General features: G+C 69.5%; 12 protein-coding genes. 5 read left to right on the forward strand and 7 right to left on the reverse strand.

All coding sequences use genetic code 11. From position 1 onward, the window contains the following. Positions 1-30: 30 nt before the first annotated feature. The 3 genes from ACQPXM_RS34175 to ACQPXM_RS34185 are packed head-to-tail and all read right to left on the reverse strand — an operon-like array spanning position 31 to position 5,386. Complete coding sequence (locus ACQPXM_RS34175; RefSeq protein WP_432941712.1) at positions 31-1,830, reverse strand: aldehyde dehydrogenase family protein; 1,800 nt, start codon at positions 1,828-1,830, stop codon at positions 31-33. After that, the gene (gene acnA, locus ACQPXM_RS34180; protein WP_432941714.1) at positions 1,830-4,274 is read right to left on the reverse strand and encodes an aconitate hydratase AcnA; all 2,445 of its coding nucleotides are present in this window, start codon (positions 4,272-4,274) and stop codon (positions 1,830-1,832) included. The genes ACQPXM_RS34175 and acnA overlap by 1 nt, the downstream gene beginning before the upstream one ends. Beyond that, positions 4,274-5,386 carry an isocitrate/isopropylmalate dehydrogenase family protein gene (locus tag ACQPXM_RS34185; RefSeq protein WP_432941717.1) on the reverse strand — a complete coding sequence of 371 codons (1,113 nt, stop codon included), beginning with the start codon at positions 5,384-5,386 and terminating at the stop codon, positions 4,274-4,276. The genes acnA and ACQPXM_RS34185 overlap by 1 nt, the downstream gene beginning before the upstream one ends. A gap of 176 nt (positions 5,387-5,562) precedes the next feature. Here ACQPXM_RS34185 and ACQPXM_RS34190 point away from each other — a divergent pair, with 176 nt between their 5' ends. Together ACQPXM_RS34190 and ACQPXM_RS34195 are read left to right on the forward strand one after the other, a co-directional pair. Then, positions 5,563-6,261, forward strand: a complete 699-nt coding sequence (locus ACQPXM_RS34190; protein WP_432941720.1) for a GntR family transcriptional regulator — start codon at positions 5,563-5,565, stop codon at positions 6,259-6,261. A 56-nt stretch (positions 6,262-6,317) separates the two neighbouring features. Further along, entirely contained in the window at positions 6,318-7,316 is a 999-nt protein-coding gene (locus tag ACQPXM_RS34195) for a GDSL-type esterase/lipase family protein (RefSeq protein WP_432941722.1), read from the forward strand. On the opposite strand, the gene ACQPXM_RS34200 is transcribed toward ACQPXM_RS34195, so the two are convergent. After that, positions 7,300-8,169 (reverse strand): alpha/beta fold hydrolase, encoded by an 870-nt coding sequence (locus ACQPXM_RS34200; RefSeq protein WP_432941724.1) that lies wholly within the window; start codon positions 8,167-8,169, stop codon positions 7,300-7,302. The genes ACQPXM_RS34195 and ACQPXM_RS34200 overlap by 17 nt on opposite strands. Positions 8,170-8,315: 146 nt before the next feature. Between ACQPXM_RS34200 and ACQPXM_RS34205 the strand changes: the two genes are divergently transcribed. Further along, on the forward strand, positions 8,316-8,732 hold the full coding sequence (locus tag ACQPXM_RS34205; protein WP_432941726.1) for a hypothetical protein: 417 nt from the start codon (positions 8,316-8,318) through the stop codon (positions 8,730-8,732). 368 nt (positions 8,733-9,100) lie between these two features. On the opposite strand, the gene ACQPXM_RS34210 is transcribed toward ACQPXM_RS34205, so the two are convergent. The 3 genes from ACQPXM_RS34210 to ACQPXM_RS34220 all read right to left on the reverse strand — a co-directional run bounded on the left by ACQPXM_RS34210 (position 9,101) and on the right by ACQPXM_RS34220 (position 13,015). After that, the gene (locus ACQPXM_RS34210; RefSeq protein ID WP_432941729.1) at positions 9,101-9,334 is read right to left on the reverse strand and encodes a hypothetical protein; all 234 of its coding nucleotides are present in this window, start codon (positions 9,332-9,334) and stop codon (positions 9,101-9,103) included. A gap of 55 nt (positions 9,335-9,389) precedes the next feature. Further along, positions 9,390-12,368 carry a glycine--tRNA ligase gene (locus tag ACQPXM_RS34215; protein ID WP_432951138.1) on the reverse strand — a complete coding sequence of 993 codons (2,979 nt, stop codon included), beginning with the start codon at positions 12,366-12,368 and terminating at the stop codon, positions 9,390-9,392. A gap of 290 nt (positions 12,369-12,658) precedes the next feature. After that, on the reverse strand, positions 12,659-13,015 hold the full coding sequence (locus ACQPXM_RS34220) for a winged helix-turn-helix transcriptional regulator (RefSeq protein ID WP_432941731.1): 357 nt from the start codon (positions 13,013-13,015) through the stop codon (positions 12,659-12,661). Positions 13,016-13,125: 110 nt separating this feature from the next. Between ACQPXM_RS34220 and ACQPXM_RS34225 the strand changes: the two genes are divergently transcribed. Together ACQPXM_RS34225 and ACQPXM_RS34230 are read left to right on the forward strand one after the other, a co-directional pair. Beyond that, a complete protein-coding gene (locus tag ACQPXM_RS34225) occupies positions 13,126-14,070 on the forward strand; it encodes an NADP-dependent oxidoreductase (protein ID WP_432941734.1) in 945 nt (314 codons plus the stop codon). 81 nt (positions 14,071-14,151) lie between these two features. Then, on the forward strand, positions 14,152-15,381 hold the full coding sequence (locus ACQPXM_RS34230) for an MFS transporter (RefSeq protein ID WP_432941737.1): 1,230 nt from the start codon (positions 14,152-14,154) through the stop codon (positions 15,379-15,381). Positions 15,382-15,434: the final 53 nt, after the last annotated feature.

Genomic DNA, 15,434 nt, shown 5'->3' on the forward strand with positions numbered 1-15,434 from the left:
AACGCATCACCTGTTACATCATGCTAAGCGTTACTTCGATGCTGTGGCAACGGCTCCGCGGTCCCGATCCGACAGATGGGCCACCGTGACGCCGGTTTCGGTCAGGGTCCGGGTCACCGCCCGGCCGCCGTAGACCCAGTAGATGACCAGCTCGTCGTCGCCCACGTTGACGAAGTGGTGCGGTACGCCGGCCGGCACCCAGGTCGCGTCACCGGCGCGCAGCTCGACCCGGTCGCCGCCGATCACCGCGACCGCGCTGCCGCGCACGATCAGCACCGACTCCTCGACGTTGTGCGAGTGCAACGGGATCTGCGTGCCGACCGCGAACGTCGTCGTACCGGTGGTGACTGTGTTGTGCGCGCTGTTCCAGCTCCCGACGTACGGCGTGGTGACGACTCCGTTGCCGCGATCGAAGAGCTCGACCTGGTCCGGCCGCACGACCAGGCACTCCGACTCCGGTGCCGTCGCAGGGCCGACCCAGACGGTCTTGGTGTTCATGAACTCGCGCATCCCGTGCGGCCCGAGCTCCCGGCCGTACCCGGATCGCTTGATCCCGCCGAACGGCAGCCGCGCGTCCGAGGCAACCATGCCGTTGACGAACACGGCGCCGGCCGCGAGCTCCCGGCTGTACCGCTCGGCCCGCTCGGGGTCGCCAGTCCACAGCGCGGCTCCGAGCCCGAACTCGGTCAGGTTGGCCAGCCGGATCGCGTCGGCCGCGTCGGCCGCGCGAGTGATCGCGGCGAGAGGCCCGAACGTCTCCTCGTCGAACGCGGCCATGCCCGGTACGACGTGGTCGAGCACCGTCGGCTGGTAGTAATAACCCGGCCGATCGACGGGTTCGCCACCGCGCAGCGGCTTCGCTCCGGCCTCGACCGAACGACGGGTCTGGTCGTGCAACGTGTCGCGCAGGTCCGCACGCGCCAGCGGACCGATTGTCGTCGTGGTGTCGAGCGGATCACCGACAACCAGCCGGTCGGTTGCCGCACAGAAGGCGTCGACGAACTCGTCCGCGACGGCTTGCTCGACGATGAAGCGCTTCGCGTTCACGCAGCTCTGCCCGACGTTGACGAAGCGCGCTCTGACCGCAGTTTCCGCGGCTGCCTGCACGTCCGCGTCCGCCAGCACGACGAACGGGTCGGAGCCGCCCAGCTCGAGCACCTGTTTCTTCAGGGCCGCGCCGGCCTGGGCCGCGATGATCGTGCCGACCTCGGTCGAGCCGGTGAACGTGACCGCGGCGATCCGGTCGTCGGCGATCAGCGTCGCGACCTGCCTGGTCTCCACCAGCAGCACCTGGACCAGGCCCTCCGGCGTACCGGCGGCATGCAGGACGGCGGCGATCGCGAGCGCGCACTGCGGGACTGAGTTCGCGTGCTTGAGCACGATGCCGTTGCCGGCGGCAAGGGCCGGGGCGGCGAAGCGGAAGAACTGCCAGAACGGGTAGTTCCACGGCATCACCGCGAGCACCACGCCGAGCGGGTCGTACACGATCCGGCTCTGGCTCGCCGTACTGCGGACCGGCTCGTCGGCGAGGAAGCCGATCGCGTTCGCCGCGTAGTACTCGCAGGTGACCGCGCACTTCTCGATCTCGGCCAGCGCCTCGGTCAGCGGCTTGCCCATCTCCTGTATGATCAGCAGGGCCAACTCGCCGGAGCGCTCGCGCAGGGTGCTCGCCAGGCGGCTCAGCAACTCGGTGCGTTCGCCGACCGGAGTCTGTCGCCAGCGGGCCTGCGCGACCGTCGCCGTGGTCAGGCGCTCGTCGATCGACTGCGCCGAATCGGGATCGAAAGCGGCCAACTGCTCACCCGTGGCCGGGTTGACGGAACGGATCATCAGAGCTCTCCTGCCTTCAGACGCTGCAGCACGTAGGGCAGGACGCCGCCGTGCCGGTAGTACTCGGACTCCCGCGGGGTGTCGAGCCGGATCCGCATCCGGTACGTCCGGCCGTCCGAGGTGACGGTCGCGAACCCGTCGTCGCCGAGCGCGACGTCGATCGGATGCTCACCGGTCAGGTCGTCGCCCTCGCCGGGCGCGAACTCCAGCGGGAGGATGCCCATCCCGACCAGGTTGGAGCGGTGGATCCGCTCGAACGACTGCGCCAGGACGGCGCGGACGCCGAGCAGTGCGGGACCCTTGGCGGCCCAGTCGCGGGACGATCCGGTGCCGTAGTCCTTGCCTGCGACCACGACCACGGGCGTGCCTTCGGCCTTGTATGCTTCGGCCGCGTCGTAGATCGTGACCAGTTCGCCGTCCTTGAGGGTGACGCCGCCTTCGACACCGCCTGCCAGCGCGTTGCGCAGGCGGAGATTGGCGAAGGCGCCGCGCATCATCACCAGGTGATTGCCGCGTCGCGAGGCGTAGGTGTTCAGCTCTGTGACGCCGAGGGCGCGTAGGTATTGGCCGGCGACACTGTCGGGTGGGATCGCGCCGGCCGGCGAGAGGTGGTCGGTGGTGACCGAGTCGCCGAGCCGGACCAGCGCTCGGGCGTTCTTCAGATCACCCGGCTCGGCGTCCAGTACCAGGTACGGCGGACGCCGCAGGTAGGTCGAGTCGTCTTCCCACTGATAGTTCCGGCCGGTTGAGATCTCGAGACCTCGCCAGCGTTCGTCGCCGGCGAACACGTCGGCGTACACGGCGGTGAACATCTCCGGCTTCAGCGCTTGCTGGATGACCTCGTCGATCTCTTGCTGCGTGGGCCAGAGGTCTTTCAGGTAGACGCCATCCGCGATCGGCTCGGTCGTGAGGTCGATGCCCATCCGGCCTGCCAGCGCGTAAGCAACCACCAGCGGCGGCGAGGCCAGGTAGTTCTGCCGGACGTCGGGCTGGATGCGACTCTCGAAGTTCCGGTTGCCGGACAGCACTGCGGCCACCGACAGCCCCTTCGCGCGTACCTCTTCGGCAACCCGGTCGACCAGCCCGCCCGACGCCCCGATGCACGTCATGCACCCGAACCCGGCGAGGTGAAACCCCAACTTCTCCAGGTACGGCGTGAGCCCGGCCGCGGCGTAGTAGTCCATCACCACCCGCGACCCGGGCGAGAGGGTCGTCTTCACCCACGGCTTGGCCGCCAGCCCGAGCTCGACCGCCTTCTTGGCAACCAGCCCGGCGGCGACCATGACGCTGGGGTTGGAGGTGTTCGTACAGGAGGTGATCGCCGCGATCACCACCGAATTGTCGGAAAGCTCTTCTGTTGTTGACTTTCCGACGGTGGAAGCCACCGTGGAAAGCGGGATCCGCTGGTGCGGGCGGTTCGGTCCTGCGATCGACGCCACGACCTCGCTCAGATCCACCGTCAGCTCCTCGTCGTACAGAAGCTCAGTGGTGTCGTGCCAGAGACCCTGTTCCTTCGCATAGTTCTCGACCAGGTCGACATGCTCGACCGCGCGACCGGTGAAGCGCAGATAGTCCAGCGTCTGCTCGTCGATCGGGAACCACGCGACGGTCGACCCGAACTCCGGGCTCATGTTCGCGATCGTCGCGCGATCCGGCACCGGGAGATCCACCAACGCCGGACCATGGAACTCCACGAACTTCCCGACGACACCCTGCGCCCGCAACCGCTCGGTGATCGTCAGCACCAGATCCGTCGCGGTCGACCCCGCCGGCAGCGCGCCGACCAGCCGGACCCCGACCACCTTCGGCACCAGCATCGAGATCGACTGCCCGAGCATCGCCGCCTCGGCTTCGATCCCGCCGATCCCCCAGCCGAGGACCCCGAGCCCGTTCACCATCGTGGTGTGCGAGTCGGTCCCCAAGCACAGATCCGGGAACGCCTGCCCGTCGCGCACCTCGACCACCCGGGCCAGCTTCTCCAGGTTGACCTGGTGCATGATGCCCGACCCCGGCGGCACCACCTTCAGCTGCTCGAACGCCTCCTGCCCCCAGCGCAGGAACCGGTACCGCTCACCGTTGCGCCGGTACTCCAGCTCCACGTTGCGTTCGAGCGCGTCCGGCCGCCCGAACACGTCGGCGATCACGGAGTGGTCGACCACCAGCTCGGCCGGCACCAGCGGATCGACCCGCGCCGGATCCCCGCCGATCGCCACCATCGCGTCCCGCATCGCGGCCAGATCGGCCAGCACCGGTACGCCGTTGGTGTCGTGCAGGAACACCCGCGACGGGAACACCTCGAGCTCACCCGTTGCCCCAGGCACCCAATTCCGCAGTACGCCGGTCTCGGTGCCGTGCCGGAGCGTGTTCTCCAGCAGGATCCGGAGGGTCCGCGGCAGATGGTCCGGGGCGGACCAGCGCAGCGGCTGGTAATCGGGAGCAATCATCAGACCGCACCCGCCGAGGCGGCTTCGGCTGCCGGCCCGCTCTCGCCGCTCGCGATCGCCTTGGCGACGGCCGAGCCGAACTCCGCCGTACCGGCGGTACCGCCGAGGTCGCGGGTGCACACCCCCGACCGGATCGTCCTGAACAGCGCCTCGTCGACGAATCGGGCCGCGGCGCCCGCGCTGGGGTCGTCGCAGCGCCGGCCGAGCCAGTCCAGCAGCATGCCGCCGGACCCGATCATCGCGGTCGGGTTGGCCAGGTCGCGGCCGGCGATGTCCGGCGCGGAGCCGTGCGCCGCCTGCGCCATCGCCCGCTCGGCCGACGCGTTCACCGACGGCGCGATGCCGAGCGACCCGGCCAGTTCGCCGGCCAGATCGGACAGGATGTCGCCGAACATGTTCTCCGTGACGATCACATCGAAGTCCGCGGCGCGGCGGACCAGGTGCACGGTCATCGCGTCGATGTGGAAGTCGTCCACCGCGACCTCGGGATACTCCGCCGCGATCTCCCGGCAGATCGTCAGGAACATCCCGGTCGAGGTGCGCAGCACGTTCGCCTTGTGCACCACGGTCAGGTGCTTGCGCCGGCGCCTCGCCAGTTCGAACGCCTCCCGCGCGATCCGCTCGATCGCCGGGCGAGTGAACACGCCCATCGCGATCGCCACGTCCTTGGTCGGCATGTACTCACCGGTGCCGGCGAACGTGTTGCGGTCGGCGTAGAAGCCCTCGGTGTTCTCCCGGACCACCACCAGGTCGGTCCCGCGATCGTCGAACGACCTGGCGGGCCGGATGTTGGCGTAGAGGTCGAAGTGCTTGCGGATCGCGCCGCTCGGGTTCAGCTGCGAGCGGTGCGGTTCCGGGTACGCCGCGCTGTCGTGCGGGCCGAGCAGCCAGCCGTCCAGCTCGCCGAGGGTCTCCAGCGTTTCCGGCGGCAGCGCGCTGCCATGCGTCTCGATCGCCGCGGCGCCGAGCGGCAACGGGACCCACTCGATCGGGGCCGCGCCGGCCCGGGCGACGGCCGCGTCCATCACCTCGACCGCGGCCGGCACGATCTCCGGGCCGATGCCGTCGCCGAGCAGGATGCCGAGCCGGTAGCTGCGGGGGGTGCCGTTCACGCTGGTTCCTCTCCTCGGGATCGACGCCCACTGTGCTTCGTTATAACCTGTTTGGTCAAGAGGTCATCGCGATCTAGGCTTTTCCTTGAACTGGTTGGTTATCCTGTCATGACTCGTTATAACGAGCTACAGTCGCAGGCGTGCGATAAGTTTGAGCCCCGGTCGAGGGAGGTGCGATGGACGAGCAGAACGGGACCCGGCCGACCAAGGCGGAGGCGGCGTACGGGCTGGTCCGCGCCCGGATCCTGAGCGGTGAACTGGTCGCCGGCGCGGTGATCCAGCAAGGACCGCTGGCCCGCGACCTCGGCATCAGTACGACACCGCTGCGCGAGGCGCTACGCCGGTTGATGAGCGACGGGCTGGTCGAGCTGGACGCGCACCGCGACGCGCGCGTCACTCCGCTGACCGCCGAGGAGGCGCGCGACCTGCTGGAGATCCGGCGCTCGCTCGATCCGCTGGCGGCGGGGCTCGCCGCCGAGCGGCGTACGCGGGAGGAGCTGTTGTTGATCCGGCAGGCGGCGTCCGGGCTGCGTCCGCTGCGGACGGATCCGGGCACGGCCGAGTTGGAGACGCATCGGCGGTTCCATGCGGCGATCTACACCGCGTCGCACAACCAGTTGCTGATCCAGACACTGGACGGCCTGTGGGACAAGGCCGACCGGTACCGCCGGCTGGCGCTGGAGAGCGGACGGTCCGAGGACGACCTCGAGCGCACCCGCGCGGATCACCTCGCGCTGGTCGACGCGATCGCCGCCCGCGACAGCGAGACCGCCGCGGCCGTGATGCTCGCCCACGTCGACGCCAGCCTCGGCGCCCGCGCGGCCAGCCGGCTGACCACACCGTCGGCGTACGAGGCGGAGGGGACGCATGTCTGAGTCGCAGTCCTGGCGTGGACCCGAGTGGCTGTCCTGGCGGCCGATCGAGCGCACCCATGGCTGATCCACTCTGGACGGGATACCGCTTCCGCGAGGTCGATGCCGACGGGTGGTCGACGTTCTGGCGGCTCGATCCGCGCGGCCAACCGCGCGCACTGCACGACTGGCACGGCCGCGCCGATCGGCCCGGTCACCGGCTGTGGACGCGAGCCGCGACACCGGCCGGCGTACGGGCATCGTGGCGTACGACGGCAACCGAAGTGCGACTCGACCTCCGGGCCGCGCTGGACATCTACAGCTCAATCGCGCCGGTCGACTTCCTGGTCGACGGCGAGCTGTACCGGCGCTGCGAGGTCTCGATCGGCGACCAGACCATCGCCGTCGATCTGCCCGGCGAATCGGTGGAGCTGACGATCTGGCTGCCGCAGGCCGGCGCGATCGGCGTACGGGAGGTCAGGTTCACCGGCGACGCGGTCCCGTCACCGCCGACCGGCCCGCGCTGGATCACCTACGGCAGTTCGATCACCCAGTGCACCGGCGCGTACGGCCCGTCCGAGACCTGGCCCGCACTGGTCGCCCGCCGTCACGGCTGGGACCTGACCGCGATGGGCTTCGCCGGCGAATGCCACCTCGACCCGATCGCGGCCCGCACGATCCGCGACACCCCCGCCCGGCTCATCTCCCTCTGCCTGGGCATCAACATCTACGGCGGCGCGACGTTCAGCGGACGCACGCTGCCCGGGCAGGTCGAGTCGTTCCTCCGCACGGTCCGCGACGGCCACCCGCACACCCCGATGGTGCTGATCACCCCGATCGTCGCTCCCGACCTCGAAGGCATCCCGAACGAGGTCGGCCTCACCCTCGACGACATCCGCGCCTGCGTCGAACTCGGCGCCCGGGCGTTGGCCGACCCGGACCTCCAACTCATCGACGGCCGCACTGTTCTGACCGCCGACGAGGCCCGAGCCCTGTACGCCGACGAACTCCACCCCGGCCCCGACGGCTACCGCCTGATCGCCGACCGCCTCGCGCCGCTGCTCACCCTTTCCCTCTGAGCACCTCCTCCAGCGTCACCGCGAACGCTTCGGACTCAGACCCGAATCCGCCGTGATCCCCCGGGAACACGACCGCCTTGTGCCCCAGCCGATCCGCCAACGCACGAGCCGCCCGCGCCCACGGCTCCTCCCCCGACGCACTCCCCACCCCGGCGACGATCCTCGAGCCACCCAACGCCCCAAGATCCACCCTGTACTTCGCGAACGACGGCACCTCGTACCCGATGAAGAACCCGAAGTTCTGCTGCATCCGTGCCTGAACTTCCGCACTCGGCTCGGCAATGGACCCCGGCCCGACCTCGTCGGACTCCGCGGAATCAGCCGGACCCGCATCCGCAGGCGGTTCGTCCGCTGCCGCAGCCTCGGCAAACCCCGCATTGAACACCTCCAGAGCAGGCCACGGCCCCTCCGCCCGGAAAGTCCTCTCGACGTCGTCCATCAACTGACTCCAGCGAGCGTGATCCGGCAGCAGATCGAAGAGCGGCGGCTCGTGCGCAACGACCGCACGAACCGCTTCCGGATGCCGAGCGGCAAGCTCGAGCGCGATGATCGCACCCGAGCTGTTGCCGAACACATCAGCAGCTTCCCCCGGCGAAACAAGCTCCAGCAACCGCCGAGCGTCCTCGGCGTGCGTCTCGATCCGCTGCGCCTCCGGCGACCCGTCGAGCGGGCTCCGAGAGTTCCCGCGACGGTCGTAGGTGACAACGGTGTAGCGGTCCGCAAGCCGCTCCGCAAGCGGCGCGAAGGCCTCCGCGTCGTACACACCCCCGCAGATGAGCAGCAGAACCGGCCCGCTGCCGCGGACCTCGTAGTACAGGCTCGCACCGGCGACTTCCAGCACATCGGTCTTCATGTAGATCCTCCGATCAAGCTGTCCGGCCATTGTGACCCGGACACCCCTCAGTCGGAGCCCACCACCAGATCTTGCGGCTATCGTTCTGATCCTGCCCGACGAGCAAGTCGCCACCTTCCTTCGCCGTGATCGCGACGAGGACCAGCATGCCCACTCCGCCCGAGCCACCCGCGTACGCGACGATCCGTGAGGGCATTGCCCTCCGCGAACAGGGCCGCTCCCCCGAAGCCAAGGCCCTCCTGGAGTCACTGATCACCAATGTCGAAAACGGCGACGACGCGTACGCCAAGGTCTTCCTCGCTCACTCCCTGGCTGATGTGCAGGAGCGCCCCGAGGACGAACTCGCGTGGGACCTCCGAGCGCTCGCTTTCCTGAACGACCTGACCGACCAACAAGCCGTCGCCCGCGGCAACCCCGGCGGCAAGAACGCCCTCCTCCCTTCCCTCCACCTGAACCTGGCCGCGGACTACCAACACTTCGAACTGGGCCAGGCACACCTCAACGCGCTGTCCAACGACGAATACGGCAACAGCATCCGCAGCGCATTCGCCGAGGGCATCTGAACACCTCCGAACCGAGCCTCTTGCGACGGCCTCATGGGAGACTTGGACAGCAACCTTCCGCACCAACGATGACGAGCCGCCAGGCGCCAAGAATGGGCCATGCGCTAACCGCCCGGCGAGCGTGACCTGCCGGAGCACCGATCCCAACTGCGCCATCCGTAAGCACTCCCTGCAGCCCATGGTGAACGTGGGTCCTCATGTTCGAGCGCGCGTAAAGCACGCTGAACCGTCCCGGGATCGAAGCCGCAAGCGGAGGCGATATCAGACGGGCCCAGCGAGTGGCCGCGCTTGTAGAACTTCAAGGTGTGGGTCAGTGAAGGTTGGTCGCCCGGCCCGCTCTACTGCATCTTGCTGCCCCAGCCGATCCTTCACCCAGCGCGGCGCCCCGCACTCAAGGCCAACGGTAACTTTAGACTGTTCTTCTCTCTGTTCTTCTCTCTGTTCTTCTCTCTGTTCTTCTCTCTGTTCTTCTCTCTGTTCTTCTCTCTGTTCTTCTCTCTGTTCTTCTCTCTGTTCTTCTCTCTGTTCTTCTCTCTGTTCTTCTCTCTGTTCTTCTCTCTGTTCTTCTCTCTGTTCTTCTCTCTGTTCTTCTCTCTGTTCACGCCAAAGGGCGCCCGGTCCGGGTGGACGGGGCGCCCTTTGGCGTGATTGGAGCCGTCAGCTCAGGCTGGTGCCCAGGGCCTGCCAGTCCAGGACGGGGGCGGCGAGGTCGCGGATGGTTGCGAGCAGGCCGAGGCGCGCGGCCTTGACCTCCGGGTCCTCGGCCATCACCAGGATCTCCTCGAAGAACGTGGTGACCGGCTCGACCAGCACCGTCGCCGCGGGCACGAACTCGGCGAGCGTCGTCGGGGCGGGGGTGACCTTCTGGACGGCCTCGTGCAGGACGACCTCGGCGGGCTCGGTGAGCTTGCCCGGGTTGTACGACGGCTCGGTTTCCGGCGGCACGATGCGCCGGACCCGCTGCAGTACGGCGACCAGTTCGGCGAAGCCTTCGGTTTCGACCTGGCGGCGCAGCTCGGCCAGCGTTTCGTCGGCAGTCGCCGGCGCCTCGGCCAGCGGCAGGACGGCGGCGACCTGGTCGTGGTCCTCGCCCCGGTCGATCAGCTGCTGCTCGTACCGGCGGACGGAGAACTCCGCGACCTCGGCCAGCGACTCGTCCGGCACCTCGATGCCCTGGGCACCGATCTGCTCGGCGGCCGCCGCGAGGCCGACGGGCAGCGTGATCGCCCGCAGCTCCGGGTGCTCACGCAGGATCGCGACCACCCCGCCCGCGGCGCGGCGCAGCGCGAACGGGTCGGAGCTTCCGGTCGGCTTCGCACCGATCGCGAACAGCCCGGCCAGCAGGTCGAACCGGTCGGCCAGCGCGAGCAGCGCGCCCGGCGTAGTCGCCGGCACCGGGTCGCCGGCAGACCGCGGCAGCTCCATGTCGTACAGCGCTTGCGCGACGGCCTCGGTCTCACCGGAGCGGCGCGCGTACTCGCGCGCCATCGTCCCGGCCAGGCTGGTCAGCTCGACCACCATCTGCGAGCCGAGGTCGAACTTGGCCAGCTCGGCCGCCCGGCGCAGCGTGGTCAGGTCGTCCCCGGCCAGCTCGACCGTGCCGGCCAGCGACAGCGCGATCTGCCCGATCCGCCCAGCCCGCTGGGCCATCGACCCGAGCTTCTGCTCGAAGGCGAGCTTGTCCAGCTCACCCTTCATCGCCTCCGGCGTGGTCTGCAGGTCGGCGCGCCAGAAGAAGCTGGCGTCCTCGTACCGGGCCCGCAGTACGCCTTCGTTGCCACCGCGCACGACGTCCGGGTCGACCGAACCGTTGGCCACGGCAACAAAATGCGGCAGCAGCTTGCCGTCGGCGTCACGGACCGGCAGGTAGCGCTGGTGCTTGCGCATCACGGTGGTCAGGATCTCGGCCGGCAGGTCCAGGTAACCCGGCTCGAATCCACCGAGGATCGCGGTCGGTTCCTCGACCAGGTTCACGATCTGATCGATCAGCGCGGATTCGCCCGCGACGTCAACGGTGCCGCCGACCGACGCGGCCAACTCCTGCGCGGCGGCGACGATCTGCTCGCGCCGGCGGGCCGGGTCGGCCTCGATGCCGTGGATCCGGAGCAGGTCGAGGTATCCCTCGGCGGCCGCGATCTCCACCGTCGGCTGGGCCGCGGTCCGGTGCACGCGAGTGGTCCGTCCCGCGGACAGCGTCGACGCGGCGACCGGGACGATCTGGTCGCCGAGCAGCGCGACCAGCCAGCGCACCGGTCGGGTGAACGACAGCTTGGCGTCGTTCCAGCGCATGTTCTTGTCTGAGCGCAGCCCGCTGACGATCTCACTCAGTACGCCGCTGAGCACCTCCGCGGCGCCACGCCCCGGGTCGGGCTTGGTCACCGCGACGTACGTGACGCCGTCGACGTCCAGGTCGTGCAGCTCGGCCGGGTCGACGCCCTGGCCGCGGGCGAACCCGGCGGCCGCCTTCGTGATGTTGCCCTCGGCATCGAACGCGGCGGCCTTCTTCGGCCCGCGGGCGATCCGCTCGGCGTCCGGCTCCATCGCCTGTACCTCGGTGACGAAGGCAACGACCCGGCGCGGCGTCGCGTACGTGGTGACCTTGCCGTGGCCCAGTCGCGTGGCGGCCAGCTTCTCGGTCAGAGCCTTGCGCACCGACTCGGCGGTCTTCGCGACCTCCGACGGCGGCATCTCCTCGGTGCCGATCTCGAACAGCAGTTGCCGCGTCCCGGTGACCTTCGGGAACTCGGTCGGCTCCGGCGCCGCGGGCGGCAGCTCGGACTGACCGAGCGGGTACTCCAGCTCGGTCCGCCGCTCGGCCCACAGCTGGGCGACCTCGCGGGCCAGCGTGCGCATCCGGCCGAACGCCTTCGCACGCTCGGTCGTGCTGACCGCGCCGCGGGAGTCCAGCACGTTGAACGTGTGCGAGCAGCGCAGCACGTTGATGTGCGCCGGCACCGGCAGGCGGGCGTCGAGCATCCGCCGGGCCTCGGCGGCGTACTCCTCGAAGAGCCGCTTCTGCGAATCCACGTCGGCGTCGTCGAGGTAGTACCGGCTCATCTCGTACTCGGCCTGGCCGAACGCCTCGCCGTAGGAGATACCGGGCGCGTAGGCGATGTCCTTGAAGTGCGAGACGCCCTGCAGCGCCATCATGATCCGCTCGATGCCGTAGGTGATCTCCACCGACACCGGGTCCAGCGTCATCCCGCCGGCCTGCTGGAAGTAGGTGAACTGGGTGATCTCCAGCCCATCCAACCAGACCTCCCAGCCCAGACCCCACGAACCCGTCGCCGGGTTGGCCCAGTTGTCCTCGACGAACCGGACGTCGTGGGCGTGGATGTCGATGCCGAGCACTTCCAGGCTGGCCAGGAACAGCTCCTGCGGGTTGCCCGGGTCCGGCTTGAGCACCACCTGGAACTGGGTGTGCGTCTGCAGGCGGTTCGGGTTCTCGCCGTAGCGGCTGTCGTCGGGGCGCACACTCGGCTCGACGTAGGCGACCCGCCACGGCTCAGGACCCAGCACCCGCAGGATGGTCGCCGGGTTCAGCGTGCCGGCCCCCACCTCGGTGTTGAACGGCTGCACCACCATGCAGCCCCGGTCGGTCCAGTACTTCGTCAGCGCGAGCAGCGCGTCCTGCATGGTGAGCACGACAAACCTCGAGTTCGGTGTTCGGGGGATCCGGGACCCCAGGCGGCCGGGCTCGCCACCGGGATCGACCCCCGAAGTCTATTCGCACCGAACAGTGACTCACGCCACGCGTCACCGCCCGGCCACTCAGCGCCCCGAAACCGCGTTGCCGGGGCAGGTTGATGCAACGTCGACGTCAGGGGCGGACGTGCACCACTGACCAACGTCCCGTTCCGCGGCTTCGGAGGCCAGGGCTGAGCGTGGCCGGCGTCGTTGGCCGGTGGTTGGTCAGTGGTGCACGTTCACCCGATCTCGTGCAGGTGCGACTCGACCCACGTGCGCAGGGAGGCGAGAGGGACGGAGACGCTGCGACCGAGGTCTGTGAGCGAGTACTCGACATGCAGCGGGACGGCGGGAAAGATCTCGCGGTGCAGGAAGCCGGCTTCCTCCAGGCGGCGCAGCGTCTGGGTGAGAACCTTCGGGCTGATGCCCTCGAGGCGGCGCTGGAGCTCGCCGAAGCGCAGCGGGCCGGACTCGAGCGCGCCGATGGCGAGCGCGGCCCACTTGTTGGCGAGCAGGTCGAGCACGTCGCGGCAGGGGCACTGCGCGGCGTAGACGTCGTGCTTGTCGTGTTGGCCGGTGGAGCAGGTGGCGGTCATCAGGCGTCCTTTGCGGTAGTACTTCCCGATGGATAGTAGCGGTCCTTGCGGGAAAGTACCCGCCGGAAGATAGCTTCTCGGGCGTCAGCAAGGACTGTGGAAGGAGTGCGATGCGAGCGATCAGCCAGGACGAGTTCGGTGGGCCGGAGGTGCTGCGGGTCGTCGAACTGGAGCGACCGGAGCCGTTGCCGACCGAGGTGCTCATCCGGGTGCACGCGGCCGGGGTGAACCCGGTCGACTACAAGACCCGGGAGGGCAGCGGCGTCGCGGGCATCCTCGGCACGCCGCCGTTCGTGCTCGGGTGGGACGTCGCGGGCGTGGTGGAGCAGGTCGGCGGCGGCGTGCACACGCTGGAGGTCGGCGACGAGGTCTTCGGTATGCCGTGGTTCCCGCGCGCGGCGTCGGCGTACGCCGAGTACGTGACCGCGCCGTCGCGGCAGTTCGCGAAGAAGCCCGCCAACCTCTCGTACGCCGAAGCCGCCGTACCGTTGGCCGGGCTGACGGCGTGGCAGATCCTGACCGCCGCTGCCGACGTGCAGCCGGGCCAGCGGGTGCTGATCACCGCCGCGGCCGGCGGTGTCGGGCATCTGGCCGTGCAGTTCGCCAAGGCTCTCGGCGCACACGTGACCGGTACGGCGAGCGCCGGCAAGCACGAGTGGTTGCGTGAACTCGGTGCGGACGAGCTGGTCGACTACCAGAGCACGGCTGTCGACCAGGCTGTCGCGGACATCGACGTGGTGGTGGACCTGCTCGGCAGCGAGACGACGCTGGATCAGGCGATCAAGGTCCTCAAGCCCGGTGGCCGGTTGGTCGCCGTACCGTCGGGGACTTCGGCGGAGTTGGTCAGCAAGGCCAAGGCGGCCGGGGTGCATGCGACCGGGTTCCTGGTCGAGCCGGACGGGCATGCGCTGGGCGAGATCGCTCGGCTGATCGAGGCTGGCAAGGTGCGGGTCGAGATCGAGCAGGTGTACCCGCTGGCCGAGGCCGCGAAGGCGCATGAGCGGATGGAGTCGGGGCGGACGCGCGGCAAGCTGGTGCTCGACACGACCGTGTAGCTCGGACTGACGCTCTGGGTGTGTGAATCGGCGCGGAACAGGTGTTGGAGTCCGGGTCGACCGGCGGTTGATGGTCGGGGCATGAGACTTCGCATCGCGACCTGTTACGGGCTGACCGGCGTACTGAACGCGGCGTGGGGCGCGACGCTGCCGGCCACCGACGCCCGGCTCGATCTCGGGGCCGGGCGGCTCGGCGTACTGCTCATGGCACTGGCCGTCGGGGCACTGGTGGCGATGCCGATCGCCGGCCGGTTGGCGGATCGGTGGTCCGGGCGCCGGTTGCTGCGGTGGACGTTGCGGGCCGCGGCACCGGCGCCGGTGCTTGTCGCGCTGGCGCCTTCGGCGGAGGTGTTGACCGGCGCGGTGGTCGTGTTCGGGATGTTGTCCGGTGGGCTCAATGTCGCGTTGAGCCTGCAGGCGGTGGACGTCGAGCGGGCGACGGGACGACCGGTGATGGCGACCATGCACGGGACGTGGACTCTGGGAGCCGTCCTCGGCGGGGCGTTGGTGACCGTGGGGCTGCGGCTCGGCCTCGGCGTGCAGTCGGTGCTGCTCGCGTTCGCGGCCGGGCTCGTCGTCGCGGCTGTTGCCGTCACCCGCGATCTTCCGTCGCCTGCCGCTGCTCAGCTGTCCGACGCGGTGCTGGTCGAGGAGCGGCGGAGCGGATTGATGGTCGCGCTCGGGGTGATCGGGGCAGCGGCGTTTCTGACCGAGGGGGCGGCGACGGACTGGGCGGGGATTCACGCGACGCGGGTGCTGGGCGCTGACCCGGCGGTCGGGTCGCTCGTTTTCACGGCCTTCTTCGTCGCGATGACGGTGGTGCGGTTCGTGGGTGATCCGGTCCGGGCGCGGCTGGGACCGACCGCGACGATCCGGTACGCCGGTGCGGTGGCGACCGGGGGCTACGGGCTGGTTCTGCTGGCCGGTGTGATCGGGACCGCGCGAGTCGGTACGGCGATGGCGGGGTGGATTCTGGCCGGGGCGGGGATGGCCGTGGTGTGGCCCGTCGTAGTGAGCGCGCTCGGCAGCTCCGGCGCGTCAGGGCGTCGGTTGTCGACCGTGACCACGATCAGTTACGGCGGTGGGCTGGTCGGGCCGGCGGTGATCGGCGCCGTCGCCGCGCGGGCCGGGCTGCCGCTGGGACTGCTGATTCCGGCGGTGCTCGCGGTCGTGGTGGCGGGCGCGGCTCCCGTCGTACTGGGTCGGTATTTGCGCAGTGGGAGCGGTGGTTCGAGAGGCGGCGACTCTGAGGCCAGGCGCTGTGATGAGACTGGGAGACCTCCGGCGTGGGTGCGCGGCCGGAGTATGTGAAGCTGGAGGCGACCGGCACGTTGCGTGTGAGCGGCGACGGGCCGGGCACGGGT

Origin of the sequence: Kribbella sp. CA-253562 (assembly GCF_050942265.1) — a bacterium.
GTDB lineage: Bacteria > Actinomycetota > Actinomycetes > Propionibacteriales > Kribbellaceae > Kribbella.